At 61.9% G+C, this 25,343-nt stretch carries 31 protein-coding genes, 1 tRNA gene and 1 riboswitch; of the genes, 18 read left to right on the forward strand and 14 right to left on the reverse strand.

Going from position 1 to position 25,343, the window contains the following annotated elements; translation table 11 throughout:
* The first annotated feature begins 43 nt into the window (after positions 1–43).
* From AB4Y31_RS02905 to AB4Y31_RS02915, 3 genes are read left to right on the forward strand one after another with little or no spacing between them, the layout of a single operon-like run.
* Positions 44–349, forward strand: a complete 306-nt coding sequence (locus tag AB4Y31_RS02905; protein WP_368672627.1) for a YkgJ family cysteine cluster protein — start codon at positions 44–46, stop codon at positions 347–349.
* Entirely contained in the window at positions 346–939 is a 594-nt protein-coding gene (locus AB4Y31_RS02910) for a DUF1439 domain-containing protein (RefSeq protein ID WP_368672628.1), read from the forward strand. The genes AB4Y31_RS02905 and AB4Y31_RS02910 overlap by 4 nt, the downstream gene beginning before the upstream one ends.
* 32 nt (positions 940–971) lie before the next feature.
* A complete protein-coding gene (locus AB4Y31_RS02915) occupies positions 972–1,814 on the forward strand; it encodes an undecaprenyl-diphosphate phosphatase (RefSeq protein WP_368672629.1) in 843 nt (280 codons plus the stop codon).
* A 4-nt stretch (positions 1,815–1,818) separates the two neighbouring features.
* Here AB4Y31_RS02915 and trmB read toward each other — a convergent pair whose 3' ends face one another.
* On the reverse strand, positions 1,819–2,622 hold the full coding sequence (gene trmB, locus AB4Y31_RS02920) for a tRNA (guanosine(46)-N7)-methyltransferase TrmB (protein ID WP_368672630.1): 804 nt from the start codon (positions 2,620–2,622) through the stop codon (positions 1,819–1,821).
* A 120-nt stretch (positions 2,623–2,742) separates the two neighbouring features.
* Complete coding sequence (locus tag AB4Y31_RS02925; RefSeq protein ID WP_368672631.1) at positions 2,743–2,949, reverse strand: hypothetical protein; 207 nt, start codon at positions 2,947–2,949, stop codon at positions 2,743–2,745.
* Positions 2,950–3,186: 237 nt separating this feature from the next.
* Between AB4Y31_RS02925 and AB4Y31_RS02930 the strand changes: the two genes are divergently transcribed.
* Positions 3,187–4,926: a pyrrolo-quinoline quinone gene (locus AB4Y31_RS02930; protein WP_368672632.1), complete on the forward strand. Its 1,740-nt coding sequence runs from the start codon at positions 3,187–3,189 to the stop codon at positions 4,924–4,926.
* Positions 4,927–5,039: 113 nt separating this feature from the next.
* Here AB4Y31_RS02930 and AB4Y31_RS02935 read toward each other — a convergent pair whose 3' ends face one another.
* Together AB4Y31_RS02935 and AB4Y31_RS02940 are read right to left on the reverse strand one after the other, a co-directional pair.
* The gene (locus tag AB4Y31_RS02935; RefSeq protein ID WP_368673431.1) at positions 5,040–6,209 is read right to left on the reverse strand and encodes a YeeE/YedE family protein; all 1,170 of its coding nucleotides are present in this window, start codon (positions 6,207–6,209) and stop codon (positions 5,040–5,042) included.
* Positions 6,210–6,426: 217 nt separating this feature from the next.
* Positions 6,427–6,501: transfer RNA gene (locus AB4Y31_RS02940), tRNA-Gly, on the reverse strand.
* Positions 6,502–6,715: 214 nt separating this feature from the next.
* Between AB4Y31_RS02940 and AB4Y31_RS02945 the strand changes: the two genes are divergently transcribed.
* Together AB4Y31_RS02945 and AB4Y31_RS02950 are read left to right on the forward strand one after the other, a co-directional pair.
* Complete coding sequence (locus tag AB4Y31_RS02945) at positions 6,716–7,357, forward strand: TetR/AcrR family transcriptional regulator (protein WP_368673432.1); 642 nt, start codon at positions 6,716–6,718, stop codon at positions 7,355–7,357.
* Positions 7,358–7,443: 86 nt separating this feature from the next.
* The gene (locus tag AB4Y31_RS02950) at positions 7,444–8,418 is read left to right on the forward strand and encodes a DMT family transporter (protein ID WP_368672633.1); all 975 of its coding nucleotides are present in this window, start codon (positions 7,444–7,446) and stop codon (positions 8,416–8,418) included.
* 32 nt (positions 8,419–8,450) lie between these two features.
* Here the strand turns inward: AB4Y31_RS02950 and AB4Y31_RS02955 are convergent, their stop codons facing one another.
* On the reverse strand, positions 8,451–8,744 hold the full coding sequence (locus tag AB4Y31_RS02955; protein ID WP_368672634.1) for a hypothetical protein: 294 nt from the start codon (positions 8,742–8,744) through the stop codon (positions 8,451–8,453).
* Between the two features lie 95 nt (positions 8,745–8,839).
* Between AB4Y31_RS02955 and AB4Y31_RS02960 the strand changes: the two genes are divergently transcribed.
* Positions 8,840–9,799, forward strand: coding sequence for a GlxA family transcriptional regulator (locus tag AB4Y31_RS02960; RefSeq protein ID WP_368672635.1), 960 nt, complete (start codon positions 8,840–8,842; stop codon positions 9,797–9,799).
* 118 nt (positions 9,800–9,917) lie between these two features.
* Here the strand turns inward: AB4Y31_RS02960 and AB4Y31_RS02965 are convergent, their stop codons facing one another.
* Positions 9,918–10,283: a hypothetical protein gene (locus tag AB4Y31_RS02965; protein WP_368672636.1), complete on the reverse strand. Its 366-nt coding sequence runs from the start codon at positions 10,281–10,283 to the stop codon at positions 9,918–9,920.
* Positions 10,284–10,476: 193 nt separating this feature from the next.
* Between AB4Y31_RS02965 and AB4Y31_RS02970 the strand changes: the two genes are divergently transcribed.
* Positions 10,477–10,962: an arsinothricin resistance N-acetyltransferase ArsN1 family B gene (locus AB4Y31_RS02970; RefSeq protein WP_368672637.1), complete on the forward strand. Its 486-nt coding sequence runs from the start codon at positions 10,477–10,479 to the stop codon at positions 10,960–10,962.
* Positions 10,963–11,275: 313 nt separating this feature from the next.
* The gene (locus tag AB4Y31_RS02975) at positions 11,276–11,623 is read left to right on the forward strand and encodes a helix-turn-helix domain-containing protein (RefSeq protein WP_368672638.1); all 348 of its coding nucleotides are present in this window, start codon (positions 11,276–11,278) and stop codon (positions 11,621–11,623) included.
* Between the two features lie 141 nt (positions 11,624–11,764).
* Here AB4Y31_RS02975 and gstA read toward each other — a convergent pair whose 3' ends face one another.
* Complete coding sequence (gene gstA / locus AB4Y31_RS02980; protein WP_368672639.1) at positions 11,765–12,391, reverse strand: glutathione transferase GstA; 627 nt, start codon at positions 12,389–12,391, stop codon at positions 11,765–11,767.
* A 129-nt stretch (positions 12,392–12,520) separates the two neighbouring features.
* Between gstA and AB4Y31_RS02985 the strand changes: the two genes are divergently transcribed.
* The gene (locus tag AB4Y31_RS02985) at positions 12,521–13,453 is read left to right on the forward strand and encodes a LysR family transcriptional regulator (protein ID WP_368672640.1); all 933 of its coding nucleotides are present in this window, start codon (positions 12,521–12,523) and stop codon (positions 13,451–13,453) included.
* A 40-nt stretch (positions 13,454–13,493) separates the two neighbouring features.
* Here the strand turns inward: AB4Y31_RS02985 and AB4Y31_RS02990 are convergent, their stop codons facing one another.
* The gene (locus AB4Y31_RS02990) at positions 13,494–13,832 is read right to left on the reverse strand and encodes a DUF1493 family protein (RefSeq protein WP_368672641.1); all 339 of its coding nucleotides are present in this window, start codon (positions 13,830–13,832) and stop codon (positions 13,494–13,496) included.
* A gap of 345 nt (positions 13,833–14,177) precedes the next feature.
* Here AB4Y31_RS02990 and AB4Y31_RS02995 point away from each other — a divergent pair, with 345 nt between their 5' ends.
* The 4 genes from AB4Y31_RS02995 (at position 14,178) to AB4Y31_RS03010 (ending at position 18,532) form a co-directional block, all read left to right on the forward strand.
* A complete protein-coding gene (locus AB4Y31_RS02995; protein WP_368672642.1) occupies positions 14,178–14,651 on the forward strand; it encodes a hypothetical protein in 474 nt (157 codons plus the stop codon).
* A 228-nt stretch (positions 14,652–14,879) separates the two neighbouring features.
* Positions 14,880–15,752: a GyrI-like domain-containing protein gene (locus AB4Y31_RS03000; protein ID WP_368672643.1), complete on the forward strand. Its 873-nt coding sequence runs from the start codon at positions 14,880–14,882 to the stop codon at positions 15,750–15,752.
* Between the two features lie 447 nt (positions 15,753–16,199).
* Positions 16,200–17,915, forward strand: a complete 1,716-nt coding sequence (locus AB4Y31_RS03005; RefSeq protein WP_368672644.1) for a CHASE domain-containing protein — start codon at positions 16,200–16,202, stop codon at positions 17,913–17,915.
* Positions 17,912–18,532 (forward strand): response regulator transcription factor, encoded by a 621-nt coding sequence (locus tag AB4Y31_RS03010; RefSeq protein WP_368672645.1) that lies wholly within the window; start codon positions 17,912–17,914, stop codon positions 18,530–18,532. Before AB4Y31_RS03005 ends, AB4Y31_RS03010 begins: the two co-directional genes overlap by 4 nt.
* Here the strand turns inward: AB4Y31_RS03010 and AB4Y31_RS03015 are convergent.
* From AB4Y31_RS03015 to AB4Y31_RS03030, 4 genes are read right to left on the reverse strand one after another with little or no spacing between them, the layout of a single operon-like run.
* Positions 18,520–19,224: a Crp/Fnr family transcriptional regulator gene (locus AB4Y31_RS03015; RefSeq protein WP_368672646.1), complete on the reverse strand. Its 705-nt coding sequence runs from the start codon at positions 19,222–19,224 to the stop codon at positions 18,520–18,522. The two genes, AB4Y31_RS03010 and AB4Y31_RS03015, sit on opposite strands and share 13 nt — an antisense overlap.
* Positions 19,217–19,846: a 2-hydroxychromene-2-carboxylate isomerase gene (locus AB4Y31_RS03020; protein ID WP_368672647.1), complete on the reverse strand. Its 630-nt coding sequence runs from the start codon at positions 19,844–19,846 to the stop codon at positions 19,217–19,219. The genes AB4Y31_RS03015 and AB4Y31_RS03020 overlap by 8 nt, the downstream gene beginning before the upstream one ends.
* 9 nt (positions 19,847–19,855) lie before the next feature.
* On the reverse strand, positions 19,856–20,530 hold the full coding sequence (locus AB4Y31_RS03025) for a 3-oxoacid CoA-transferase subunit B (RefSeq protein WP_368672648.1): 675 nt from the start codon (positions 20,528–20,530) through the stop codon (positions 19,856–19,858).
* A gap of 21 nt (positions 20,531–20,551) precedes the next feature.
* Positions 20,552–21,322: a CoA transferase subunit A gene (locus tag AB4Y31_RS03030; protein WP_368672649.1), complete on the reverse strand. Its 771-nt coding sequence runs from the start codon at positions 21,320–21,322 to the stop codon at positions 20,552–20,554.
* Between the two features lie 91 nt (positions 21,323–21,413).
* A riboswitch (Fluoride riboswitch) is annotated at positions 21,414–21,473 on the forward strand.
* Positions 21,474–21,559: 86 nt separating this feature from the next.
* Here AB4Y31_RS03030 and crcB point away from each other — a divergent pair.
* Together crcB and AB4Y31_RS03040 are read left to right on the forward strand one after the other, a co-directional pair.
* On the forward strand, positions 21,560–21,946 hold the full coding sequence (gene crcB / locus AB4Y31_RS03035) for a fluoride efflux transporter CrcB (RefSeq protein ID WP_368672650.1): 387 nt from the start codon (positions 21,560–21,562) through the stop codon (positions 21,944–21,946).
* Positions 21,947–22,010: 64 nt separating this feature from the next.
* Positions 22,011–22,343 (forward strand): DUF190 domain-containing protein, encoded by a 333-nt coding sequence (locus AB4Y31_RS03040; protein WP_368672651.1) that lies wholly within the window; start codon positions 22,011–22,013, stop codon positions 22,341–22,343.
* Positions 22,344–22,362: 19 nt separating this feature from the next.
* Here AB4Y31_RS03040 and AB4Y31_RS03045 read toward each other — a convergent pair whose 3' ends face one another.
* Complete coding sequence (locus AB4Y31_RS03045; RefSeq protein ID WP_018442158.1) at positions 22,363–22,926, reverse strand: YggT family protein; 564 nt, start codon at positions 22,924–22,926, stop codon at positions 22,363–22,365.
* A gap of 792 nt (positions 22,927–23,718) precedes the next feature.
* On the opposite strand from AB4Y31_RS03045, the gene AB4Y31_RS03050 reads away from it, so the two are divergent.
* Positions 23,719–23,880, forward strand: a complete 162-nt coding sequence (locus tag AB4Y31_RS03050; RefSeq protein ID WP_018442160.1) for a hypothetical protein — start codon at positions 23,719–23,721, stop codon at positions 23,878–23,880.
* A 361-nt stretch (positions 23,881–24,241) separates the two neighbouring features.
* The gene (locus AB4Y31_RS03055; protein ID WP_018442161.1) at positions 24,242–24,520 is read left to right on the forward strand and encodes a hypothetical protein; all 279 of its coding nucleotides are present in this window, start codon (positions 24,242–24,244) and stop codon (positions 24,518–24,520) included.
* Between the two features lie 107 nt (positions 24,521–24,627).
* Here the strand turns inward: AB4Y31_RS03055 and AB4Y31_RS03060 are convergent, their stop codons facing one another.
* Entirely contained in the window at positions 24,628–25,287 is a 660-nt protein-coding gene (locus AB4Y31_RS03060) for a LysE family translocator (protein ID WP_368673433.1), read from the reverse strand.
* Positions 25,288–25,343 lie beyond the last annotated feature (56 nt).

Raw genomic sequence — 25,343 nt, forward strand, 5'->3', positions numbered from 1 at the left:
TCGGCATCGCGTGCCGCCCATCGCTCGATCAGGAAGTTTTTTCGTGGATGCTATTTCCTCGCCCCGCGCCGTCGATCATGCCTGTCGCCCCGGCTGCGGCGCCTGCTGCATCGCTCCGTCGATTACGAGCCCGATCCCCGGTATGCCGAACGGCAAGCCCGCCGGCGTGCGCTGCGTGCAGCTCGACGACGACTATCGATGCAAAATCTTCGGCCGCCCCGAGCGGCCCGCCTGCTGCAGTGGCCTGCAGCCGCACGCGCAGATGTGCGGCGACTCGCGCGGCGAGGCGCTCCTCTGGCTCACCGAACTCGAACGACTGACGCAGCCCGCGCAAGGAGGTCACGCATGACGCATGCCGCAGCGCCGTACCGGCGCCGGTTCTTTCGGATGATGCTCGGCATGGGTATCGCGGCGAGCATCGCCGCGCCGTTCGCCGCGTGCGCGAGCAGGACTTTCCCGTTCATCCCCGATCACTACACGTTCTCGCAGCGGCAAGTTCAGGACGCGGTCTCGCGCAAATTTCCCTATCGCCATTCGGTGTCGCAGCTTTTTGATGTCGCGTTGACGAACCCTCTCGTCGGCTTCGAGCCGGAGGCCAATCGTGTGACAGTGCGGCTCGACGCGCATGTCACGAGCCCGTTCCTGCAGCAGCCCGTCGATGGGGCGTTTACACTCTCGAGCGCGCTCGAATACGACAGCACCCAGCGCGCGGTCGTGTTGCGCTCGCCGAGCGTCGAGCATGTCGATGTGGCGGGCGAGGCGAGGGCCTACCGGCAGCAGATCGAGGCCGCGGGCGCGCTCGCCGCCGCGCAATGGCTCGACGGCTATCCGATCTACACGTTCAAGCCGGAAGAACTGCAATTCGCCGGCGTCAATTACGAACCGGGTACAATCACAATCCTTTCAAATGGCATACGCGTGCAGATCGTTGAAAGGTGACCGCACGCGAGACTCTCAAAAGGGGGCCACGGATGGATTGGACGTTGATCGGCAAGGCGCTGATTCTCGGCGTCGTTGAAGGCGTGACCGAGTTCTTGCCTGTCTCCAGCACGGGGCATCTGATTCTGGCGAGCTACCTGCTCGGATTCGATGGCGACGGCGCGAAGACCTTTAACGTAGTCATTCAGTTCGGGGCCATCCTGGCTGTCTGCTGGGAGTACCGGCAGCGGATCGGCGCCGTCGTCGCGGGGCTGCCGACGAGCGTCGATGCCAGGCGTTTCGCGCTCAACGTCATCATCGCAACGCTTCCCGCCGTCGCGCTCGGCCTCATGTTCGAAGCGCAGATCAAGGCCGTCCTGTTCGAGCCGATGCCTGTGGCACTGGCGCTCGTGGTGGGCGGTGCCGTGATTCTCTGGGTGCAAGCGCGCGAGCGCGGGAAGCGCGTCCACGGCACGGCCGCGCGTATCGGCTCGCTCGATCAACTGAGCCCGTTCGACGCGCTCAAGGTCGGCCTGGCGCAGTGCTGCGCGTTGATTCCCGGTGTTTCGCGCTCCGGGTCGACGATCGTCGGGGCGATGCTGCTCGGTGTCGAACGGCGTGTCGCGACTGAGTTCTCGTTTTTCCTCGCCATTCCGGTGATCGTGGGCGCATCGTGCTACGAGATCGTCAAACATGGCCACGGCGCGATTGCGGGTGCAGCCGGCCTATTCAGCGTGGGGACCGCCGCCGCTTTCGTCAGCGCGTTTGCCTGCGTGCGCTGGCTGTTGCGGTATCTCGCCACTCACGATTTCACCGTGTTCGCCTGGTACCGAATCGCTTTCGGCATGCTCGTGCTCGTCGTCGGCTACGGCTACGACGTACGGTGGGCGGGTTGAACTTTCAGACGCCGCGCCGTTTGAAGACCAGGTCCCATACACCGTGGCCGAGGCGCAGGCCGCGTGATTCGAATTTCGTGACGGGCCGATAGGCGGGGCGCGGCGCGTAATCGCGGGCCGTGTTCTCGAGCATGGGCTCCGCGCTCAATACTTCCAGCATCTGCTCGGCGTAGTTCTGCCAGTCCGTGGCGCAGTGCAGATAGGCGCCCGGCTTCATCCGCGAGGCGAGCAAGGCGACGAACGGCGGCTGAATGAGCCGGCGTTTGTGATGGCGCGCCTTGTGCCAAGGATCGGGGAAAAAGACGTGCACGCCGTCGAGCGTTTGCGCGCCGATCATGCGCTCGACGACTTCCACCGCATCGTGCTGGACGATGCGGATATTCGACAAGTCGCGCTCCCCAATGAGCTTGAGCAGGGCACCGACGCCGGGCTCATGCACTTCGACGCCGATGAAATCGTCATCCACGCGTTGCGCGGCGATTTCGGCCGTCGTCGCGCCCATGCCGAAGCCGATTTCAAGGATGCGCGGCGCGCGGCGTCCGAAGACGGCGTCCCAGTCCGTGGATCCGTCCGAGTAGGGCACGACGAAGCGGGGGCCGAGCTCGTCGAGCGCGCGGCGCTGGCCCGTCGATACGCGGCCGGCGCGTGTGACGAAGCTGCGGATACGGCGAAGGTACGGGGTTTGCTCGGCTGAAGGCGCCGCATGGTCCGAATGTGTGGCGGCTGCCGTTTCGGTCGGCGTCGCGGTATCAGCGGCAGGGCGGGGCGTGCCGGACGGCCGGCCCGCTTCGTTGGGATCGTGAGTCATCGTAATAAGAGCTGATCGAGGTACGCCCGACTCGGGCGGTCCCGTTGCGCGACGTGCGCGAGATTTTAGACGAGAGAGGGTGGTTGCGGAACTCGCTTCGGCGAACTGCTCACCGGGCGATCAATCGGAGACGATCACATGGACGAAAGTCGGATACTCGAGATCGAATTCGTTCGTTCGACCGACCCGTACGTCCAGCAGCAATCGCTCGATCGTTTTGAGCATTCGCTCGTGTTGAGTGGCTTCGTGTGCGGATGATTCGCTAAGCAGTTCGGTCAGCGCACCGCGTGCGTCGACCAGCAGCGCTACCGCACTCGTGCGGGACATGAAATGGCGTTCCATTGCCAAGGAGAGAAAACGACCAAAACGCGGAAAGACGTGCAATTGTCGCGCGAATTGTGTGATCGCGCATGGACATGCGCACGAAAGCCGGTTCCAGCATGGCGGAAAGATGCGCTGCAATGGCCGTAGCTCGAGCCGATCGATTCTTAATATCTGTCACACGCGAATAGCGCCCGTCGCCACTCAGTTGTCAGGGGCCGGATGGGCAGTTGGGAGGCGAGCATGCGAACATGGCAGCACGAGCCCCGTGCAGGCCTGCGCAGCTGTGGGTACTGGCTTCGGCAGACCTGTGCGTGGCTCATTATTGCGGGCGGCTGCGTATCGTGCGGCGGAGGGTCGGGTGGCGGCAGCAATGCCGCGGCATCGAGTGGAGCCGGTGGTGCCGGTGGTGCCGGTGGTGCCGCCGGCGCGGCAGGATCGGGGTCGACCGGGAGCGGCGGCGGTGCGTCGGCGATGGCGACGGATGTGCTCATGCATCACAACGACCTTGCCCGCACCGGGCAGATGCTGGCCGAGACGTCGCTGACGCCGGCCAACGTTCGAGCGGCGACGTTTGGCAAGGTCGGCTTTTTGCCGGCCGACGGCAAAGTGGACGGGCAGCCGCTCTTCGTTACGCAGCTCTCGGTCGGCGGCTCATTGCATAACGTCGTCTACGTCGTGACTGAGCACGACAGCGTCTACGCTTACGACGCGAGTACGTTTGGTCTGCTCTGGCAGGATTCCCTGATCCGCGGCGGCGAGACACCGAGCGACGATCACGGCTGCCAGGACATCACACCTGAGATCGGCATCACGTCCACGCCCGTCATCGACCGTAGCCGAGGTCCGAACGGCGTCATCTACGTGGTGGCGATGACGAAGGACGGCAGCGGCGGCTATCACCATCGCCTGCATGCGCTCGATCTGGCGACGGGAGCCGAGATGCTGGGCGGGCCCACTGAAATCACCGCAAGTGCTCCTGGCGGCGGGTCCGGCAGCGCGAACGGCGTCATTACGTTCGATCCCTCGCTGCAGACGGAGCGTGCGGCGCTGACGCTCGTTGGCGGCAACATCTATATGGGTTGGACATCGCATTGCATGTCGGGGAATTACCACGGCTGGATCATGGCCTATAACGCGGCCACGCTCGCGCAGACCGGTGCGATGCTCGTTACGCCGAACGGCAGCGGCGGGTCCGTGTGGATGGCTGGCTCGGGCATGGCCTCCGATGGCGCGTCCATTTATGTGCCGGATGGGAATGGAACCTTTGACACGACGCTCAATGCTCAGGGAATGCCGGCCGGCGGAGATTTCGGCAATACACTCATGAAGCTGCCGATCGGTTCCTTGAACGTGACCGACTATTTCACGATGACGGATACCGTGACCGAATCGAACGCCGATAACGATTTGGGCTCGGGCGGCGCGATGGTGCTGCCGGATCAGACGGCGGCCGGGGGTGCCGTCAAGCACCTCGTTTTGGCGGCCGGGAAGAACAACAGCATTTACGTTGTCGATCGCGATTCGATGGGCAAGTGGAATGCCGCTAGCGACAACATCTGGCAGGAGATTCCGCCGGGTACGCTTGGCGGCGGCATATGGGGCTCACCGGCGTATTACAACGGCGTGGTCTATTACGGTGGCTTCAACGACAACTTGAAAGCGCTGCCGATCACGAACGCGTTTCTCGCGACGACGCCGTCATCGAAGAGCCCCACGACGTTCCCTTACCCCGGCGCGACGCCGGCCATCTCGGCGAACGGTGCGACGAACGGCATTGTTTGGGCGGCCGAAAACGGGACGACGGGCGTGCTACACGCTTATGATGCGGCGAATCTCGGGAACGAGCTGTACAACAGCAACCAGGCCGGCGCGCGCGATCAGTGGGGCGCCGGGAACAAGTTCATCACGCCGATGATTGCGCTTGGACATGTGTACGTGGGCGCGACGAACGGCGTAGCGGTATTTGGGTTGTTGCAGTGAGCGTTATCGACACCGAGTGTTCGACCTATGAGTCGGTCCGGTACTGATAGGTGTGACGATGTGAACAGCGGTTTTCGCGGCAACGCACGCGAAAACCGCTTATCGGACGAGCGCTAGCAAGCGGTCTGTTTGACCGTCTTCTCGTTTGGAAGACCGAACACGGGCCGCAAGCGCGTGCCGACGACGCTGCCGACGAATGCACAGACCGCCCAGAGCCATCCATGCAAGCTGCCCGAGACGATGCCGCTGAAATAAGCGCCGATGTTGCAGCCGAATGAGAGTCGAGCGCCGTAACCGAGCAACAAGCCACCGATAACGGCTGCGGCCAGCGAACGCGGCGGCACGCGCCAGCCCGGCTGGAAGCGGCCTGCCAGTGCGGAAGCTGCAAGCGCCCCAATCATGATCGCGATGTCCATGATCGTCGTGACGTCGAACGAGAGCGGCGCGGCGAGCGCCTTGGCCTGGTGCTGCCAGTAGGACCAGTTCGCGACGTCGACGCCCAGCGCCGCGGCGCCCTTCGCGCCCCAGAGCGCGAATGCCGAGGTAATGCCCCAGGGCCGGCCGGCGAGCGCGAGCGTCGCGAAGTTCAGGACGGCCAATGCGATCGCACCGACCCACATCGGCCACGGGCCGACAAGCCAAGCCGGACCGTTATCGCTTCCAGCCGCATGGCCAGGCTGCAGGGTGCCATGTCGACGCTTCTCGGCAACGACCGTCAGCCACGCGACTGCACCGAAGAGCGCGAGGTTGATCGCGATCGCCGGGCCTACGCCGAACGTCGTGATGAACGAAAACGGCTTGGGCGCCGGCAGCGCCGCCCACCACGCGAAATGCTGCGTGCCGATCAACGAACCGACCACGAAGAAGAACAGCGTGACGATCATGCGCGTATTGCCGCCGCCTATCGCGAAGAGCGTTCCCGATGCACAACCGCCGCCGAGCTGCATGCCGAGGCCGAAGAGGAACGAACCGACGATGACGGACGTACCCGCCGGCAACACGTGGCCCGCCACCGGATGCCCGAACAACGTTCCTGAGGACAAGGCGGGGAAGAACAGCACCACGCCGAGGGCAAGCATTGCCATTTGCGCGCGTAGCCCGGCTCCGCGGCGATCGGAAATGAACCGGCGCCACGCGGACGTGAAGCCGAACGATGCGTGATAGAGCGAGACGCCGAGCAGACCACCGACGATCCAAAGGGCGGCTTGGCGACCGCTGACGGTCGAATCGAGATAGATCAGGCCCGCGAGAAACGCGAGCGATGCGATGCCGAGCGCACCCATGTGAATGCTGGGGCGCGCTGTGCGACTTGCGACAGAAATGTCGGACATGGCGAGGCTGGATGTTTGGAAAACGGACAGGTCCGGGATCGGCGTCCCAAATGAATTATCTGTCTAGGGCGAAAAGATGTACACGAGATATTAGTTATAAGGATATGCATCGCGAGGCCGGGGGCGGTGCCGGTGAGCGAGCGTTTGGTCGGGATGGGGTGACTCGGATTGGAGCGGGCGATGGGAATCGAACCCACGTCTCCAGCTTGGGAAGCTGGGGTAATGGCCATTATACGACGCCCGCAGAGCCGATAATTCTACAGGGTTTTGGGTGGGTTGAGGAGGGCATGTTGCGGTTGCAGGCATCGCACCTGGCATGGCTTGATCGTGAAGTGGTGCTTTTTGACCGCGGCGATCGCGGTTTCATCCAGAAGAATGAAGATCCTCGATCGCGCGGCGAACGTCGCGTAATGCCCTGCTGGTTGATTTTGAGAACGATCAGTTCTAATATATCCGCCATGACTACCTCCGACAGTTCCCAAAATCGCAGTCGTTTCCCTTCTGATCGTTCTGGGGAACGCGGCCGACCCCGGGAATTCGATGTCGATCAGGCGATTGACGCTGCTGCCCGCGTCTTTTGGGAGCATGGCTATCACGCGACGCCTGTCGACGCGCTATGCGAGGCGACAGGCGTGTTCCGCGGCAGTCTGTACCGGACCTTTGGCGACAAGCACGGCTTGCTTGTCGCGGCGTTCGATCGCTATGCGGAAGGTGCAGTCGCGCGACTGAAGGAGCGACTGGCCGCCGACATGCCACCAGCTGACGCATTGCGCGCGGCGCTGCTGCATTACACATTGGTCAGCGCGAATCTACTGGATCGATACGGCTGCCTGATTACCAATGCGGCCATCGAGTTGCTACCGGGCGACCAGGCCATGCGTTCCCATATCGAATCGACGTTGCACCGCATCGCGACGCAGTTCAGTCTCGCGATCGCGCGCGGCCAGCAGGCTGGCCAATTCGATGCAAGCCTGGATGCAGAGGAAGTCGGACGGTTCCTGCTCTGCATTGTTCAGGGGATGCGAGTGCTCGGCAAGACCGACATGGATAAATCCGCGCTCACGTCGATTGTGGAGATGACGATGCGAGCGCTGGTCTGAGACGAGCGTTTCCATCGGCACGCCGGTGATTTTATGGGGGACGGCAGACTTCAGCATTTTTTTATCAATTTTGAGAACGATCAGTCATGAAATCAAACTCCGCTTCGTCTGCATCGTCGAAAAGTTACTGGAAGGGCGTCGCGTTGTGCCTGACGGGTACGGCGCTGATGGGGGCGATGTTTCCGGTAATGACCGCAGCGTTGACGCACGTCGATCCATTCACGTTTACGTCGCTGCGCTATCTGATAGCTGGGATCGCCTTCGCGATGCTACTGCGGCATCGCGAAGGCGCTGGCGCGTTTGCAGCCGACCGCCACTCGCTCGGGACTGCATGGTTGCTCGGATCTGTCGGCTTTTGCGGCTTCGGCTCGTTCGTGTTTCTCGGGCAGCAACTTGCCGGGCCGGACGGCGCGCTCGATGCGTCGATCATGATGGCAACGCAACCGATGATGGGCTTGCTGCTTAGCTCGTGGCTACGACGCAGCCCACCGCCAGTGCTCTCGCTTGTGTTCGTTGCGGCATCGTTCTCAGGCGTCTCGCTGGTGATTACGAACGGTGATCTGCTGGCCGCCATTCACGGACCCCAGCACTACGCTGCCAGCGGGCTGATCGTGATCGGAGCGTTTTGTTGGGTGGTATATACGTTCGGCTCCGCGCGGTTCGCACGCTGGTCAGCATTGAAGTACACAACGGTGACGACCTGGCTCGGGCTTACTACGATCGTCACCGTCAACGCGATCTTGATTGCGCTGCACGTGGTGCCCATGCCGACGTTGTCGACGCTGCGCTCCATCGCGCCGCATCTACTCTACATGGGGCCCGTCGCTGGGTTCGGCGCGATCTTGTTCTGGGTCTCCGGGAACCGGATCCTCGGTCCGATGAACGGCGTGCTTTTCATGGACGTAGTGCCGATCACTGCATTCGTCGTGTCCGCCCTGACCGGACTAGTACCGATGTCGGTTCAGATCGTGGGGGCAACGTTAACCGCTGTTGCGCTAATCATGAACAACGTATATTTGCGCCGCCGCTCGTTGAGGATGGCGGCGTCGGCCGCGGCATGACGGGCTGCTTCCGGGTAGCGAGAACGTCGCGCTTATTTGCCCTGAAGCAGCATACCGAGGGGTTTGAGCGGGCCTACCGGGAGGAACTCGAAGTCGAGGAAGCCAGCGGACGCGAGCGGCATTTCGCCCACGATAGCCTTGGCTTCGTCGACGGATTCCGCTCTCATCAGGAATACCACACCCGGTTTTTCGTCGATAAAGTAAAACTGCTCGATTTTGCCTTCGAGGTAGAGCTTAAGCGTGTGAGGGACTTCCTTCGGCATCATCTGTTGCCTCACTTCGTCCGTGAGGGGTTTCACGCCTTTTCCGATCGCGAAAACTTTCATTTGTCGTCTCCTTGGTGAATCGACGAGACAAAGTCTAGGCCGCGCACTCGAAAACCGGTACAGTCGTAAATGCCAACTTTTGAGTCGTTTACGCCATGCGGATCACTCTGCTTGCTCTCGATGGAGTTTTTGACACCGGGTACACGGCGGTGCTCGATTCGCTTAGGATTGCAAACAGTTTCGTCGCCCGTGAAGGCAGGCAGCCTCCGTTTGAAATCAGCATCGTGGGGGTGCGCAAGAAGGTGCGGACCAGCGGCGGGCTGGCTATTCCCGTGCAGCCGATAACGCCCGCATTGATGCCCGACTGGGTGGTCGTTCCCGCATTGGCGACTTCGACGCCCGAGCTCCTCCTTCCGGCGCTGCAGCGGCCAGACGTCAAGCAGGCCGTTATGGAGCTCGGGAGATGGCATGAGCAGGGCGCCAGGATCGCCACTTCGTGTATCGGCACGTTCCTATTGGCCGAAACGGGCCTTCTCGATCATCGCGAGGCGACTACGACCTGGTGGCTTGCGCCGCTGTTCCGGCAACGCTTCCCGAAGGTGCGGCTCGAAGAGTCGCGAATGTTGGTGCCGACCGATATCGGCGTCACAGCCGGCGCGGCTATGGGGCATCTCGACCTTGCGCTTTGGCTGATCCGCAAAGCCAGTCCGGAGCTGGCCGTTGTAGTCTCGCGATATCTGCTGGCCGACCTTCGTTCATCGCAGGCGCAATACATTATTCCCAACCATCTGGCGCAGGCCGATCCCCTCGTCCTGCGGTTCGAGCGCTGGGCAAGGGATCATCTCAAAGAGGGGTTCTCCCTACAGGACGCCGCTTCTGCGGTCGGAACCAGCACGCGCTCGTTGCAGCGGCGATGCCAAGCCATACTGGGAAAATCACCCTTGTCCTATTTTCAGGACTTACGCGTGGAGCATGCCCAATCGCTTCTGCGCAGCGGCATGGACCTGGAAGCCGTGGCCGCTCAGGTGGGCTACATCGACGGGGCGACATTGGGCGCGCTCCTGCGCCAAAGGACAGGGCGCGGTGTACGCGACCTTCGCGCCGAGCTGCGCTGACGGTTTCCGCACATAGGCGACATGGTGCTCTTAGATTTATTCTTGGCGGGCTTGGGTGGTTCATGTTTTGGACAGTGCGCCAATGTAAGGAACGCGCACATGAGACGGGAGCAACCCACTAACACCGCCGCAGGCGCGTTGGCCACCCCACTCTTACCAGTAAGTCGTCAGGCGCGTTCAGGGCGAACTCGTACATGCCCCACGGTTTGTCGCTCGGATCGCCGGCTCCAAGGATTTCGCCGCGAAAAAGGGCGGCGAGTTCGTCTACATCCTCTCGGTAGAAATAAAGTCCGAACGGATTACGGCCCGGTACGAGCCATCCAGTGACGGCCGGATTCAGATGGACTTGCCCGCCGAAGCCGTCGGCGAGCATCCGGTAGTCATCCGCACAGTCGTTCTCGCGCTTGAAGCCCAGTCGCACGAAAAACGCCTCGGTGCGATCAAGATCATTGCAGGGCAATATGGCGGTAAGCGTCGGTTGCATGTAGTCGGCTCCTGATGAAGTCTCGGACCCATCGACATAATAAGTCGCGACGGTCAAAGGGGCCAAGGAGGGGCAATGCGAGCGCCATCCGGTGCTACCACTAACGACTTGCCGGAAGCGAAAAATAGCCCGCTGCTGCACGGTTTTTGAGGGCTGAAAATATCATCGAACCAACGGCTACAAGGAGAATCAAGTGATCCGCAACGGAACGCCCGAAGATGCAGCATCGATCGCCAGCATATACAACCACTATGTCTTGAACACAGCCATCACCTTCGAGACCGATGCTGTCACTCCCAATGAAATCGCTTCTCGCATCCGCGAGGTAACCGCGGCCGGTCTGCCTTGGGTGGTCGCCGAGCGCAATGGCCGGGTCGTCGGCTATGCCTACGCCAGCAAATGGAAAGGGCGCTGTGCGTACCGCTTTTCGGTTGAGAGCACACTCTACGTCGACGCCGAGCACATGCGGCAGGGTATCGGCGCGGAGCTCTATGACGCTTTGCTTGCCCGATTACGGTGTGGAAACATGCACGTGGTCATCGGTGGAATTGCCTTGCCGAACGAAGGTAGCGTGGCGCTTCACGAGCGCTTGGGTTTCCGGAAGGTCGCCCACTTCAATGAGGTCGGCTTCAAGTTCGAGCGCTGGATCGACGTGGGCTACTGGCAAATCACGCTGTAGGTTGAATCGCCCCGGGAATCGTGGAGGCTCGTTGGTTTAAGTTGATGCCGGCACAGCGACTGCGTTGCAACCTGATGACCTTGCTCTTTGACAAACCAGCGAACGAGCGAAACCTGCAACGTGTTCGGCCGGGAACGGGAGGTCAGTGTGACGTGAGAACGCGCGTGAATAGTGGTGTTGCTTAACGCGCAGGGGCTTGGGAAGCTGGGTAATGGCATCGCCCGTCCGACGGGTGGAATCAACCCCGATGGGATGTAAGAGGCAAGAGTTTCCAGAATTTGATGTTGTACGGGAATCCCGTATAATGCCGCGTATGCGGACCGTGATCGAAACCCCGACCTTCCAGAAACAAGCGATGGACATCGAGAAAATTGCCAAGGCGGTCGAGGCAGACGCCGGTGAGCCGCTGCCGGATCTGCGCCAAGCGCTTGAGGAAGCCAAGGCGCGCGTCGGTCGAGTGACGACGCCCGAGCAGATGATTGTGCGGCAAGCGCGCGAGGCGGCTGGCATGACTCAGCCAGCGTTTGCGGAGCGAATTGGTACGCCAGTGGCCACGCTGCGCGACTGGGAGCAGGGCCGCTTTGCGCCATCGGGTGCTGTGCTGTGTTTGCTACGCCTGATAATCAAGCATCCCGAGCTGACGGCCGAACTTGCTGCGTAAAGCGAGCAGAGCCTGTCGCTCAACATAGCCATTTCAGTGGGGATGGCAAGCGGCGGAGTCTGGCCTGTGGCATCGAAACTGGCATGGCTCAAAGGTGGAGCTGCCTCGGCAACGTATGAGCCGGCGCGCTCGTCGCGTTCATCAAGCGTGTACCTTCAGCCCTTCCGCCATCATCGCTTCGCGCACCGCAGGGCGTCGACCCACGCGTTCGAGGTAGGCGCGCAGAGCGGCGAAGTCCGAGAGATCCACATCGACCAATTTTGACCAGCTGACGACCGTAAACAGATAGGCGTCGGCCGCCGTAAACGACTCACCCATCAGAAACGGGCTCCCGGCCCCCAAATGCCGGTCTACGAAGCCAAGCCGCTCGGCAATCTTGCCGCGCGCCACCGTCTGAGCTTGCTCGCCGTACTCGGCATGGAACAGCCAAGGGCTGTACATCTTATGCAGCTCGGTGCCGATGAAATTGAGCCACGATTGCAATCGCGCACGCGCCAGGGTGCCCGCAGCCGGGGCAAGCCCGCGTTCGGGCTTCTGATCGGCCAGGTATTGCACGATGGCCGGGCCCTCCGTCAGCAATTGGCCGTCATCGAGCTCGAGCACAGGCACATAGCCGTTCGGATTGACGGCTGAAAAGTCAGTGCCCGATGCCGTGGTGTGCGGCGTTTTACCGAGATTGACGCGCACCAGTTCGAGCGCGATGCCAGCTTCGGCGGCAACGATATGAGGCGACAGCGAACATGCGCCGGGGGAGTAATAGAGCTTCATCAATGGCCTCTTGAAGGGAATGACCAAAATGGACAGCGGACTCAGCATACGATGTGCGTTGGTGCAACGTCCATTGCGAAATTGCCATCTTCATTTGCATCGGTGCAAGCGATCGTCTAACGTTGCGGCATGAACGATTGGAACGACTTGCGTCTCGTGCTAGCCGTGCATCGCGCGGCAAATTTGACGGTCGCCGCGGCGCGGCTGAACGTGGCTCACTCAACCGCGTTTCGTCTGCTGAAGGCGCTCGAGACGCGCCTTGGCGTGCGGCTTTTCGAGCGGCTGTCGGGCGGTGTCTATCAGGCCACCGAGGCGGGGCAGCGGATGGCCGCCGCCGCCGAGCGGATGGAAGACGAAGCGCTGGCGCTCGATCGCGATCTGACGGGCCGCGATCATCGGGTTTCCGGGCGGCTGCGCGTGACGTCTTCGGAGACGCTCGCGTATAGCCGGCTCACGCGGCACTTAGCCGGATTTCGGCAGGCACACCCGGGCGTCGCGGTGGACTTGTTCATCGACAATCGCGTGCTCGACCTTTCGCGCCGCGAAGCCGATGTCGCGTTGCGCCCGGTCCGGCCGAGACAGGGCGATTTGTGGGGGCGCCGGCTCGCGCGGATCGCATGGGGGCTCTATGCCGCACCCGCCTATTTGGCTGCGCGCGAAAGTCCGTCGGCGACTGCAAACGCCCTAGCGCACCATGCGGTGATCGGATGGGAGGACGGCGCGACGGGCATTCAAGCCGCCCAGTGGCTGTCGCAGGTGGTGCCCGAGGATGCTCTCGTCTATCGGACCAACAGCCTTGTAAACCAACTCGTTGCGGCGCGCGCCGGAATCGGGCTCGCGCTATTGCCGTGCTATCTGGGCGATAGCGAGGACGGCGTCGTGCGCGCGACACCGGAGCCGGTGCCGGATCTGGAGGGTGAGCTCTGGATCGTGGCGCATGCAGATCTGAAAGGTACCGCACGGGTCAGGGCATTCTTCGATGTGGTCGGCGATGGCCTTTCGCGCGAACGCCCATTGTTCGAGGGCCGCGGCTCTGTTGCCTGCGTTGCGACGAACCCCTAAGTTTCAATCAAAAACCGATTGGAACGGGGGTGATCATCAATCAAATAACCTCGGAATCCCATTTCCCGTTAACCAGCGCTCGATACAGCATACCGACGGTCAGGGTTTCGCGTTTAAACGTGTGCGGCCTTCGCAGTAATTTCATTAACAAATGGTAGAGGATTCCTTCGCCTTCCATTAGGAAATATCGATGGAAATCATAGTCGCCTCTGTCCAAGCGGAACGTTTCAAAGAAGTGCTGCATGAACTCGTCCGCCTCATCGCCCTGTTGGCCCAAATCACGTTCGACCGTCGATTCAGGAGTGATGGCCTTTTTCGGCGATATGCACGCTTCTTTCCTGACGAACGCCTCAACGTCCTCCCATGTATAGCTTCCCATCAAAACACCCGATCCTCAGCCGAGACCATGCGATTGTATCGACCAACAGTGCGATAGCCGATCTGCGAGACGTCGTTAGCTAACAGCACCGCACCTACGCCTTGTAGCGTTCGACTGACGAACCTGCTGAGCTTGTGAGTCAAGATCCAGCGGAGCCGATTGGTGCCGACACCGACAGCTGCACTCGACGCCGGCTTCGCCGACCCGCGCGGGCGATTCGGAAGGTTGACTACCGTAGTTTCCACAAATCCCATGCGGGTATAGCGTCTTACGCGCGGTTGATAGACGTTCATAGAATCCGGGATGCTGCGATGTCTACGATCATCTACCTCGGCCCGCGTCTCCATGAATTCCCATCGTCTTTTCCATTTCGTCGTCACGCTCTATGAAAAACATCGCGCGGAAGCTCTTGGCGACCTGCTAGGAATTTCGCCGATGGCGGTACGTGTGTTGGACATTGCCCTGAGCCTTCCGGGCAGCGGGATCGAGGATGTTGAACACTTGCTGACAACGAGCCGGGCAAAGGTGGTGAGCGCAGTGTTCGAACTGAGCGGTCGAGGACTGCTCAGGTATATCGATCCGTCTGTCGGATTCGAGGACATTCGCCTCTATGCGGAAAGCGCAGCAGCATCGATACAAGAGGCCGATGGGTTCAGTGAACCCACGCCCGCGTTGGACGCATATCGCCTGATGCTGCAGGATGAAATCCGTCGGTGGGCATCCGGCTCCGGGGAGGCGGCGTCGAAAGCTCTCCTGGGCGCGTTGGCGAAGGCCGATACTGCGAACGACCGAATCGCGCCATTGAGTTTGGTCCCCTGACGCGACGCTTCACCTGCGGGCCAACGGCGAACATCGGAAAAGCTTTATACCGAGTTAGTTCGAGCATTTGTTTGCGTCATCCAGCGGATTTACCGGGCGCCACCAAGGCCAGATGAAGTCGCTGTGCGAACGGGTACCCGTCGCGCTATTTTCAGCGTCCAGCAAGCACGGCTAGGCGTAATGTGCTCGTCGTGAGCGACCATAACGGAAATCGCCCAATCGAGTGCCATGCAAGCCTCTACCGACATCACGACTACCTACGCGAAGCGCTTCGAAGCGGTGCTCGCCTATATCGATGGGAACCTCGACGGAGACTTGTCGGTTGAGGCCTTGAGCCGCGTCGCGAACTTCTCGAAATTCCATTTTCATCGACAGTTCGTCGCGTATGTCGGTGTACCCGTCGCGCGCTATGTGCAACTGATTCGCTTGCGCCAGGCAGCCCGCCGTTTAGCTTCGCGCGCGCCGTGCTCAGTGTTCGACGCCGCGCTCGACGCGGGCTTTGACAGCCCCGAAGCGTTCAGCCGGGCGTTCAAGCGCGCGTTCGGCATTGCGCCCAGCGCATTCCGGCAGCGACCGAACTGGCAGATTTGGAGTGCGACCTTCGTTGTCCCTTACGTTTCAAGGAAACTGACCATGCAAGTACAAATCGTCGATTTTTCCGAAGTCCATGTCGCCGCACTCGAGCATCGTGGGCCACCCGGACTCCTCAACGAAAGCGTGCGCAAGTTCATCGACTGGCGCAAGCAAAGCGGGCAAGCCCCGGTGGCGTCGAGCAGGACCTTCGGCATCCCGCACGGCAACCCGGACACGATGCCGGAGGACGAATTCCGCTTTGAAATCTGTGCAGAGATCGACGAGCCGGTCAAGCCGAACGGGTACGGCGTTCGCGAATTCGTTATTCAGGGCGGTCGGTGCGCGGTGGTTCGGCATTCGGGATCGACCGACCATATCGGCGAGACCATCTACCCGATCTATCGGGACTGGCTTCCAGCAAGCGGGGAAGAACTGCGGGACCACCCGTTGTTCTTTCACTACCTGAGTGTCTATCCTGAGACCCCGCAGGACGAGTGGCAGACCGACATCTACATCCCGCTGGTCTGAAGTTGCTTTCTGGTCCCGCTGCGAAATTGCTGGCTTTTTCCGCGCACAAGCAGCCGGACTTCTCTGAATGTCAGGTTACCCCTCCCGGCGCGCCGAACTTCCATGACTGCCGGGAGGGACCTGTCCACCACACGTTAAGCCCCCGTAGCGCTATGCCTGTTGTCGCCGTCCCCGATGGTTTTTTCGCTTATTGTTCGTCGGAATGGGCACCTCAAAGATATCGAACCGTGCGTGGCCGAGGCTAGTGTGGATTGCCGCGCGTCGCTACCGTAGTTCCCGCAATTCTGATAGGCATTGCCGTAGCTCCCGGGCCGCGTCATTACGCACGGCTCGGCTTCCTCGTAGAATGGTTCGTCTTCGCCCGTTCTGCCTCAGATCTATATTTTGTTGCTCGCTCGACATCGCCGCGCCGTTCGGTTGATCCTCACAGCCTTCGCTCTCTGGCTCGTGAGTTCGTTGATCATCGTTGGTGCGCTGATAGCGTCAGAGATGAATCGCCTGCGGCGCGAATTCGTCGTTCAAAGTGCCGCGACTTACGAAATCATCCGCCAGCGCCTCGATCAGAACGAGGCCGTGATGGCCGGCATCGATTCGCTCCTGCATACGTTTCCGGGCGTCGAGTCCCGAGGGCTGCGCGACTACGCACACCGGATGCTGGTCCGCTATCCGCACATTTACATGATCGAGTTGCAGCCGCGCGTCGAGCGCGCGGAGCTGCCGGCATTCGAGGCATGGGCGAAAGCCAAAATCTCCCGTGGATACATCGTCAAAGACTACGGCTACGGTGACGTGCGCCAATGGCGTCCGGTAGCCGAGCGCCCCGTCTATTACCCGATCACATTCATGGAGCCGCAGACGAAGGCCGCGCTGCCTGTGCTCGGGCTGGACGTGTATGCCGACGACAAATTTCGAGCGGCTATCGACGAGACGATTCGGACAGGCCAGCCTTCGCTGTCCACGCCGTTCGACCTTTACGAGGGCGGCCGGGCCTATCTGATCTTCAAGGTCGTCTATGCGCAAACGCCGCAGGATCAGGCCTCGAGGCCGCGACTGGCAACGCGCGTCGTATCGATGCTGATCCATACCGGCAAGTTTCTGAGCGAAAGCGAGGAGCCGTCGCCGTGGGTGTCGATGCACATCTACGAGCAGGGATATGGCTACGATCAGGCTGAAGGCCTGATCGATCGCGTGGATGCCAAGCCTGTTGCCTCATGGCTCGGACGATTGCTGCCCGAGTTCACGTACCGCGAAATACTACCGAGCCAGATACAGCCCTTTATATTCGAGACCCGGCGGCAGCTCGGGGCGGAAGCCATCCCCGTTTTGCCGGTTGCGCTGGCGCTGATTGCTACGTTTGTCATCGCCTTGCTCGCGCTCGTCGTCTACCAGCAGCAAGTCGTGAGCAGGCGCATTGCACGAGAGAACCAGCGCCGCGCGGATCGGCGCGAAGCGCAGGTACAGGTGGCTCGCCTGCATACGATCGGAGAAATGGCTTCGGGGATTGCCCATGAATTGAATCAGCCGCTTGCGGCGATCCTCAGCTACAACCAGGCGTGCGTACGCATGTTGCGTGAATCAAAGCCGGATCTCGCGGCAATCGAAGGTGCAATGAAATCCATGACGGATCAGGCGAAGCGGGCGGCCGACATCATCGTGCGATTGCGAGCCTTCGTCAGCAAGCATCCGGCTCAAGTGCTCCCGCTGGATATGCGGCAGGTCGTTCGGAATGCGCTATCGCTGGCCGAGCCGTGGTTGAGGCAGGGTTCGGTGGTGGTCAACCTCGATATGGCGACAAACCTTCCCGACGTGCTGGCGGATAGCGTGCAGATCGAACAGGTCGCGCTCAACTTGATTCGCAACGCGGTCGAGGCGATGGAGTCGACGCCCGTCGACAATCGTGTGCTGACGCTGGGTCTGAAATGCGACGAGCGCGTGGTGACGCTATTCGTGCGTGATACGGGGCCGGGCGTATCCGAAGAGATGCGCAAGACGCTGTTCCATCCGTTCAGGACGAGCAAGGCCGATGGCATGGGGCTCGGCCTGACCATCTGCCAATCGATCGCGGAAACGTACGGGGGAAGCGTGATCGAGAATCCTTCGATTCCATTCGGCGCGGAATTTCAACTGAGCTTGCCGATCAACCAACGGAGGAATGGGTCATGACGTCTGCCGACGAAACCATCGTCTATCTCGTCGATGACGACGCGGCGGTGCGAGATGCCTTGGCGCTGCTGATTCAATCGATCGGGCTCAAGGTCAAGACCTACGGAGACCCCGCGGCGTTTCTCGCGGAACGCTCAGGCAACGAGATCGGGTGTCTTGTACTCGATATCCGAATGCCCGCACTCAATGGGTTTGCCGTTCAGGAGCGATTGGATGCGATGGGGTGCGGCCTGCCCATCATCATGATCACGGGGCATGGCGACATGGCGCAATGTCGTCGCGCTTTTCGGGCGGGCGCCGTGGATTTCCTGACCAAGCCGATCGACGAGACTGCCTTGATCGAAAGTTTGCAGACGGCCATTCATCGCGGGCGCGAACAGCAAGGCATGAGGCGGCAGATCAACGATGCCCGCGCCCGCATGAGTCGGTTGACGCCGCGCGAACGGGCCGTCTTCGATCTGGTCTGCGAAGGCTTGCAGAATAAGGTGATTGCGGACCGCCTGCATCTATCGCAACGGACGGTGGAGGCCTATCGCGCATCCATGTTCGAAAAGCTCGAAGCGGGTTCGGTCGCTGATCTCGTCCGCTTGCGGATGATTGGTGGCTACGCTCCATAGCTGCGCAGCCGCTCGAGGTCGACCACGGTCACCCCGCCGTATTCCAGCACCACCACGCCGTCTTTCTCCAATGCCTTGAGCGACTGATTGGCGACCTGTCGCGTCATGCCCGAGAGCAGACCGAGCTCTTCCTGCGTGATTTCCAGATGGTTGCCCGCACCGGGGTAGAGCACCGGGTTGAACAGCGAAGCGATACAGCGCGCCAATCGCGGCGTGGGATCGAGCAGCCGGTCGTATTCGAGCAGGGCCATGAAATGACCGAGCCGCTCGTTGAGCTGGCGGACGAGGAAGCGGTTGAACGCCACGCTGTTTTCGACGAGCCACATGAAGGTGGCGCGGTCCATGAAGGCCATGCGCGTATCGCGCAGCGCGACGATGTCGTAGCGGCGCGGCTCGTTCTTGAGCACGGTGCCTTCGCCGAACCAGCCGCCGGCCGGCACGCCGGTAAATGTGATGCCTCGCCCCTCGGGCGACACGGTGCCGACTTTTATGAGCCCCGTCACCACACCCGTCCAGCTCTCGAGTATCGTGTTCTTCGGGCAAATGCAGGTGCCGCGTGCATACGTCTTCTCGACGATGCCGGCGCAGGCCCGATCGGCCTCGTCGCCGGGCAGCTCGATCGACCACGCGGCGATGTGGGCGAGGCGCGCGCGGCTGATGCCGGGGCGCGCAGGGTGACTGTGTTCAGCCACGCTGGATTCCGATCGGTAACGAGCTCACGCGCCGCACTTCGGGCGTATCGAGCCAATCGGTCTGCAGGCATTGCAGGAAAAGCGCGGTGGCGTCTTCGCCCCAGAACAGCTCGCCCTTATGCGCGAGCGTGGGCACACCGAATACGCCGAGCGCGATCGCTTCGTCGGTGTGATGGCGCAGGGCGTCTTTCACACCGGGCTGCTCGACGGCTGTTCTGCCCTCCGGAAAGCCGACGGCATCGCACAGCGCGGCAAACCCCTCTGGCGAAGCGACGTCGTGCCCATCTCGCCAGATATGCCGGAACACCGCACGGACGGCGTCGAGCGAGCCGCCCATCGCGATAATCAACCGCAGCGCCTTGATCGGGTTGAACGGATGCGCGGGCGGCATGCGGAAGGCAATGCCGAGCTGCTGGGCGCGAAAAAGCGCATTCCGGTACGTGAATGTGCGCTTGCTGCCGATCTCGGCGGGGCCCTTCTGGCCACAGTGGTTCAGGATCGCGCCCAGCACCACGGGGCGTGGACGGATGGCGATGCCTGCCGGCAGCTTGTCGAACTGCTCCAACTGCAGGTAAGCGAACGGCGAGACGACATCGAAAAACCAATCGACGGTATCGGGCATGAACGTTCCTCAGGCGGTACGAGCTTGCAGCAGCGGCGACAGCGCAAACGGCGCCGCGGTCATGGCGCGGATGTCGTCAAGTGTCGCATGCGAGACGATCTCGCGCAGCACGAGTCCCATCTCCGTCACGTCGAAGACGGCGTGCTCGGTGACGATCACCTTCACGCAGCCCTTGCCCGTCAGCGGCAGGGTGCAGCGAGGCAGAATCTTCGAGTTGCCATGCTTGTCGGTATGCGCCAGCGCCGCGATCACCTTGGGCGTGCCGTAGCACAGGTCCATCGCCCCGCCGATGCCCGGCCACCACTTGCCGCCGCGATTGCAGGCCCAGTTCGCGAGATTGCCTAGCGCATCCACCTGCAAGGCGCCGAGGATGGTGACGTCGATATAGCCGTTGCGCATGGCACCGAGGGAGGTGGCAAGGTCCATGATCGCCGCGCCGGGCGCCAACGTGATCGGCTCGCAGCCCGCATTGGTGAGGTCGCTATCGATCGCATCGAGCGCCGGTCGGCCGCCGAAGCCGAACGCGCCGTTCTCGGTATGGAAGATGACGCCGGCGTCCGCGTCGAGGTAGTTCGCCGTCAGCGTGGGAATCCCCAGGCCGAGGTTCACGACTTCGCCGGCGCGCAATTCTTGCGCGCAGCGCGCGGCGATGCGTTGCTTGGGCTGATCGGGTAGGGCGGGCATGGCGTTCTCCTTCGTTCGACGTCAGGCAACGGCGGGGGCCGCGGCCGGCAGGCGGCCCAACTTGGTCCAGTGCCGCTTGTAGAGCGTGTGCTGATCCTCCAAGGACAACCCTTGCACGACCGCGTCGACGAACACGCCCGGGCAGCCGACGCGCTCGGGCGGAATCGCGCCCACCTCCATGATCTCGTTCACCTCGACGATGGTGTACTCGCCCGCCATGGCGATATCGCGCTGGTTCTGCAGCGCCGTGCCGCGAAACTCGACGTTGCCGAACGTGTCGGCGCGCCAGCCCTTGATGATCGACACGTCGGCGCGCAATGGCCGCTCGACGAAGCAGGTGACGCCGTCCACGGCGATCGTCGGCTTGGGGCCGCCACGCGCGGGGAACATGCCCGGCTGATCGAGAATGCCGACGCCCACCGGCACAAGCACACCGCCCAGGCCCATCGCGCCGGCGCGCACTTTCTCGGCCCAGGTGCCCATCGGAAAGGATTCGGCCACGCGGATACTGTCGCTCAAGTACGCTTGCGTCGACTCATCGGTGGTGCCGACGTGCGTGCCGATGAATTCGGCGAGCTGCCCCGAAGCAAATAGCCGGGCCTTCAAAAAGCCGCCGCGCAGCCCCGGCGTGTTGGTGATCAGCGTAAGCTCCCCGACGCCACTGGCGAGCAGCGCCTCGATGCAGCACGCCGGCTCGCCGGCGCCGACGAACTCGCCCAGCATCAGGCGACTGCCGCCGCGGACGTGAGCCACGGCCTCGTCCACGGAAATCACCTTGTTGGCGTAGCGCATCGCGTCTCCTTTTTCTCGTTGCGGGCGGCGGGGGGGGCGAGGGGGCTCGGCCCAGCTTGCTGCGCAGTGTAGGAGCGGCATTCGCGCGGCGATGTCTTCTGAATGACATTTGCCTTCAACCGCCCGCGTGGCTGATGATGCCTACCCAACCCCGAGCCGGGGACGGTAGGCGTTCGCGCGCATCGCGCCGCTGGCCTTGGTTCGGTCTACCAACAACACTCGAACCAGGAACCCACGTTGATCTACTCGATACTCTCCATTTTCATCGGCGCCGGCTTAGGCGCATTGCTGCGCTGGGTCTTGAGTCTCAGCCTGAACGCCGTATTCCCGACGGTGCCGCTCGGAACGTTTGCCTCGAACATGATCGGCGGATATCTGATCGGCGTGGCCATTGTATTTTTCACGGCCAAAGCCGGCATCCCGCCCGAATGGCGGCTCTTCGTCATCACGGGATTCATGGGCGGGCTGACGACGTTCTCGACGTTTTCGGCCGAGGTTGTCACACTGTTGTCTCAAGGTCAGATCGGATGGGCTGTCGCCGCATCGGCGATGCACATGCTCGGATCGTTCACGTTGACGGCGCTCGGTATGTGGACGGCGCGCATATGGCTAGTCGCGGCCTGACGATCGGCTGAAATTGCGCTGCCCTCGCTTATGCGGGGACGGCCGCCGCTGGCGGGAGACCATCATGGACGACCATGTGCTTTTGCGCTTCTACGTTCACGAGAACCATCGACTGCACTGGAAGCCGCTGTGGGAGTGGCTGCTCGACGAAGCGAATCAGATGGGCGTCACAGGCGGATCGGCTTTTCGGGCGATGGCGGGTTTCGGCAAGCACCGGGTCCTGCACGAAGACCGTTTTTTCGAGCTACAAGGCTCGCTCGCGATCGAAGTGGAGTTCGTCGTGACGGAGGCCGAGGCGCAGCGGCTGATCGAGCGCGTCGCGCAGGAAAAAGCGCGCGCGATCTACGCGATCATACCGGCGCGCTTCGGCGTCATCGGTGGCGGCGAATCGGTTTGAAACCCGAACGGCCGCGACCTCAAATGCTGAAGAACGTCAGCGAGACGGCCACGCGCGTCACGATCATCAGCAACACTTGAACGATGACGAACAGCAGGATCGGCGAAAGATCGATGCCGCCGAAATGCGGAAGGACGCGGCGCAGCGGATCGAGAAACGGCGCCGTCAGCTGATAGAGGATCGGCATGGCGGGCGAGTGCGGATTGAGCCACGACAGCAGCGCCATCAGGATCGTCAGCCAGATTAGCAGGTTCAGTGCCCATTTGACGAGCGTGAGCAGCGCGACCACCGCAACGATGGGCGCGAGCCCGAGCGGATCGACGCCCGAAATGAACACCATCAGCGCCACATAGACGACCGCGGCGATCAAGGCGGCGACGAGGCTGGCCCAATCGATCCCGCGCGTGGTCTTGAAGACGTGCCTGAGCGGCAGCACGAGCCAGTTCGTCGCCTGCATCACGGCGTGCGCCACGGGGTTATAAGGCGGCATCCGAACCGCGAGCATCCACGCGCGCAAGAGGAGCGCTGCGCCGAACAGGGTAAATACCGTATTGAGTAGAAAGCGGGCGATATCGCCGAACATCTTGGGTCCTTATTCTTGCGTTTTCGTCGAATTGTCGTGGCGGCAAGGCCAATTTGCGTCGGTGTGCGTCCGGTTCGCGTCCCATTCGCGCCGGGCGCTGGCCGTCACCATATCACGGGTTAATTCAGGCTTGCATCTCGTGCGGGCGATTGTGCCTAGCGGCCGGCCTTGCGCGAAACCACACATCTGTTCGCGATCGTACCGATCCCCCTGCCGCTAACGTCTAAAAAGACGACATCGGTAAGACGAAGCAGCAGGTTCGACGAGCGAACGCGGTGATCGTCCTCAACGACAAAAGCGGGAAAAAGTCATCTCGGGAAACTCCGGGTGGGCTGACGGGGCCCGCCGACGCGTTTCGCGGACCGTGCAGCGGCGAGGCGCGGCGGCGGCATGGCGATGCAGCGCTTTGAAGAAATCGACGGCGAAGATTGGTAAAAAAGTGCACGAGTAGCGTGGCATTTGTGCCATGAATGAATCCGTTCGACGGAAAAAATGACGTTTCGGCGCCGGGTCGACGCGAAGGCGAGTCGCCTTTGCCGACGCAGTGGTTGCAGCGCAACACGGGGGTTCATGCTGATACTCGCGGGTTGCAGTCAAGGGTCGTATGTAGGGGAGGCGCGCCATTGGACAGGAAACTGGCACGCTCCATGCAGTATAGGCGCCGGTCGGGTTGCCCGATGCCTTGTGCGATCGTCGGATCGCGCGGCACCCAGTAGGTGGATGAAGGTACGGATGAAGTCGCAATTTCGTTCCTCGGATAGTTCCTGTGTGCAATCACCTGTGGAGGTAGCGATGAACGTCTTTTCCTATCGCAAGCACCTGAGGTTTCTCAGCCGCTCTCAACGTCGGCTCTGGTGGGACCAGCGCAAACGCCTGACCCCGCGCGTCAAGATCGGGGAAGCCTATGTGCCGCCCAGCATCACGCGCGAATTCACCTACGTGAAGGTCGGATGACGTGCGCGAGAGACGGCTCTCGATCCGATCCGCCCGCGGCGCAGGCCGTACCGTGATATTGCGCAGTCCGCGCCCATCGGCAGGAGCGCGTCGCCGGCGCCTGCCTGCGCCGATCATTTTGTAATGAAACATTACCGATCGTTTGGGCGATGACGCCGGGCGATCGGTAAAAGCCGATCGACCGCCTCCCACTCGACTTCCTCCCGCGCAGATCGCACACCGCGCATCCGCCCCCGATTGCATTTTGAAACACATGAAAACGGCGGCGACGCCCCTTTTTCTATACATTAGAGACGGTAAGGCGCCGTGCGGCGGCCGATCGTCGATCGCTGCCGTATGCGTGCGCTGCTAGGGGAAATAAATGAAAAAGCTCGTCTCGTTGCTGGCTGTCGCTGCGCTCGGCGCGGGGTTCGCCGCGACGGCGCAGGCGCATGTCTCGATCGGGGTCGGCATCGGCGTGCCGGTGGCGCCCGCGTATCCTGTGTATGCTCCGCCGCCGCCTGTCTATTACGCGCCTCCGCCACCCGTCTACTATGCGCCTCCGCCGCCTGTGGTCTACGCGCCTCCGCCCGGTGTGTATGTCGGCGGCTATTGGGGACGTCCCTATTGGCGACATCATCGCCACTGGCGTGAGTGGTAAGGCATCAAGCGGGACCTGATAAGGTACCGCGCACTGCGGCAAACGCCGCTCTCGACCGGCGCATCGCGGCCTCCAAAGCCGCGCTGCGCCGTTTTCATTCCGGTCGGTCAGGCGCCTTGCATCACGAGGCTGCGGTATCCGTCGACGATGACGCTATAGGATAGATAAGCGAACAGCACGGCAGAAGCGATATGGCAGGCGCGCAGCAGCCCCGCACCGGCGCGCTTGCGGCCTTGGCTCGCGAGCGTGCAAAGAAAAAGCGTCCAGCAAAGTCCGCCGAGAAAGAAGCCGCCGAGAAAGATCGACGCGGCGCGCGCATCGGTCGCACCGGCTCTCGCGATGAGCGCGCCGCCCACGGCCGCGAACCAGACGATCGCCGAGGGCGACGATATGGCGAGCATCACGCCGCGCGCGAACTCACGCGAGGACCTTCCCGTCGATACCTCGGTGAGCGTTGGTTGATCGGGTGCCTCGACTGAATGCGGGGCCTTCGAGGAAAGCGCTTCGCGCGCCATCTTCCACGTCAGATAGAGCAGCATTGCGCCCCCGCCGACCCATACTAGCCAGCGTACTGCGTCGAAGCGCAGCAGTGCCGCCATGCCGGCAAGGGCGAGCATCGCGTACGCGAGATCGCCGAAACACGAGCCGAGCCCGAGCCAGAACCCGGGCTTGAAGCCACGTGAGAGCGTCAGCGACAAGATCGCGACATTCACGAGCCCGATGTCGAGACAAAGGGAGAGTGAAAGAAAGAAACCGTTCGACAACATGGAGGCGGAATGCATGCGTGCGCTATCGGCTATCTGCTGCTATCTGTTCGATCGTA

Source organism: Trinickia sp. EG282A (assembly GCF_040965455.1).
Lineage (GTDB): Bacteria > Pseudomonadota > Gammaproteobacteria > Burkholderiales > Burkholderiaceae > Trinickia > Trinickia symbiotica.

Excerpts from the sequence above, each read along its gene's own strand:
- AB4Y31_RS02910 (WP_368672628.1), top strand. The coding sequence starts at position 346 with ATGACGCATGCCGCAGCGCCGTACCGGCGCCGGTTCTTTCGGATGATG.
- AB4Y31_RS02915 (WP_368672629.1), top strand. The coding sequence starts at position 972 with ATGGATTGGACGTTGATCGGCAAGGCGCTGATTCTCGGCGTCGTTGAA.
- trmB (WP_368672630.1), bottom strand. The coding sequence starts at position 2,622 with ATGACTCACGATCCCAACGAAGCGGGCCGGCCGTCCGGCACGCCCCGC.
- AB4Y31_RS02925 (WP_368672631.1), bottom strand. The coding sequence starts at position 2,949 with ATGTCCCGCACGAGTGCGGTAGCGCTGCTGGTCGACGCACGCGGTGCG.
- AB4Y31_RS02930 (WP_368672632.1), top strand. The coding sequence starts at position 3,187 with ATGCGAACATGGCAGCACGAGCCCCGTGCAGGCCTGCGCAGCTGTGGG.
- AB4Y31_RS02935 (WP_368673431.1), bottom strand. The coding sequence starts at position 6,209 with ATGGGTGCGCTCGGCATCGCATCGCTCGCGTTTCTCGCGGGCCTGATC.
- AB4Y31_RS02945 (WP_368673432.1), top strand. The coding sequence starts at position 6,716 with ATGACTACCTCCGACAGTTCCCAAAATCGCAGTCGTTTCCCTTCTGAT.
- AB4Y31_RS02950 (WP_368672633.1), top strand. The coding sequence starts at position 7,444 with ATGAAATCAAACTCCGCTTCGTCTGCATCGTCGAAAAGTTACTGGAAG.
- AB4Y31_RS02955 (WP_368672634.1), bottom strand. The coding sequence starts at position 8,744 with ATGAAAGTTTTCGCGATCGGAAAAGGCGTGAAACCCCTCACGGACGAA.
- AB4Y31_RS02960 (WP_368672635.1), top strand. The coding sequence starts at position 8,840 with ATGCGGATCACTCTGCTTGCTCTCGATGGAGTTTTTGACACCGGGTAC.
- AB4Y31_RS02965 (WP_368672636.1), bottom strand. The coding sequence starts at position 10,283 with ATGCAACCGACGCTTACCGCCATATTGCCCTGCAATGATCTTGATCGC.
- AB4Y31_RS02975 (WP_368672638.1), top strand. The coding sequence starts at position 11,276 with ATGCGGACCGTGATCGAAACCCCGACCTTCCAGAAACAAGCGATGGAC.
- gstA (WP_368672639.1), bottom strand. The coding sequence starts at position 12,391 with ATGAAGCTCTATTACTCCCCCGGCGCATGTTCGCTGTCGCCTCATATC.
- AB4Y31_RS02985 (WP_368672640.1), top strand. The coding sequence starts at position 12,521 with ATGAACGATTGGAACGACTTGCGTCTCGTGCTAGCCGTGCATCGCGCG.
- AB4Y31_RS02990 (WP_368672641.1), bottom strand. The coding sequence starts at position 13,832 with ATGGGAAGCTATACATGGGAGGACGTTGAGGCGTTCGTCAGGAAAGAA.
- AB4Y31_RS02995 (WP_368672642.1), top strand. The coding sequence starts at position 14,178 with ATGAATTCCCATCGTCTTTTCCATTTCGTCGTCACGCTCTATGAAAAA.
- AB4Y31_RS03000 (WP_368672643.1), top strand. The coding sequence starts at position 14,880 with ATGCAAGCCTCTACCGACATCACGACTACCTACGCGAAGCGCTTCGAA.
- AB4Y31_RS03010 (WP_368672645.1), top strand. The coding sequence starts at position 17,912 with ATGACGTCTGCCGACGAAACCATCGTCTATCTCGTCGATGACGACGCG.
- AB4Y31_RS03020 (WP_368672647.1), bottom strand. The coding sequence starts at position 19,846 with ATGCCCGATACCGTCGATTGGTTTTTCGATGTCGTCTCGCCGTTCGCT.
- AB4Y31_RS03025 (WP_368672648.1), bottom strand. The coding sequence starts at position 20,530 with ATGCCCGCCCTACCCGATCAGCCCAAGCAACGCATCGCCGCGCGCTGC.
- AB4Y31_RS03030 (WP_368672649.1), bottom strand. The coding sequence starts at position 21,322 with ATGCGCTACGCCAACAAGGTGATTTCCGTGGACGAGGCCGTGGCTCAC.
- AB4Y31_RS03040 (WP_368672651.1), top strand. The coding sequence starts at position 22,011 with ATGGACGACCATGTGCTTTTGCGCTTCTACGTTCACGAGAACCATCGA.
- AB4Y31_RS03045 (WP_018442158.1), bottom strand. The coding sequence starts at position 22,926 with ATGTTCGGCGATATCGCCCGCTTTCTACTCAATACGGTATTTACCCTG.
- AB4Y31_RS03050 (WP_018442160.1), top strand. The coding sequence starts at position 23,719 with ATGAACGTCTTTTCCTATCGCAAGCACCTGAGGTTTCTCAGCCGCTCT.
- AB4Y31_RS03055 (WP_018442161.1), top strand. The coding sequence starts at position 24,242 with ATGAAAAAGCTCGTCTCGTTGCTGGCTGTCGCTGCGCTCGGCGCGGGG.
- AB4Y31_RS03060 (WP_368673433.1), bottom strand. The coding sequence starts at position 25,287 with ATGTTGTCGAACGGTTTCTTTCTTTCACTCTCCCTTTGTCTCGACATC.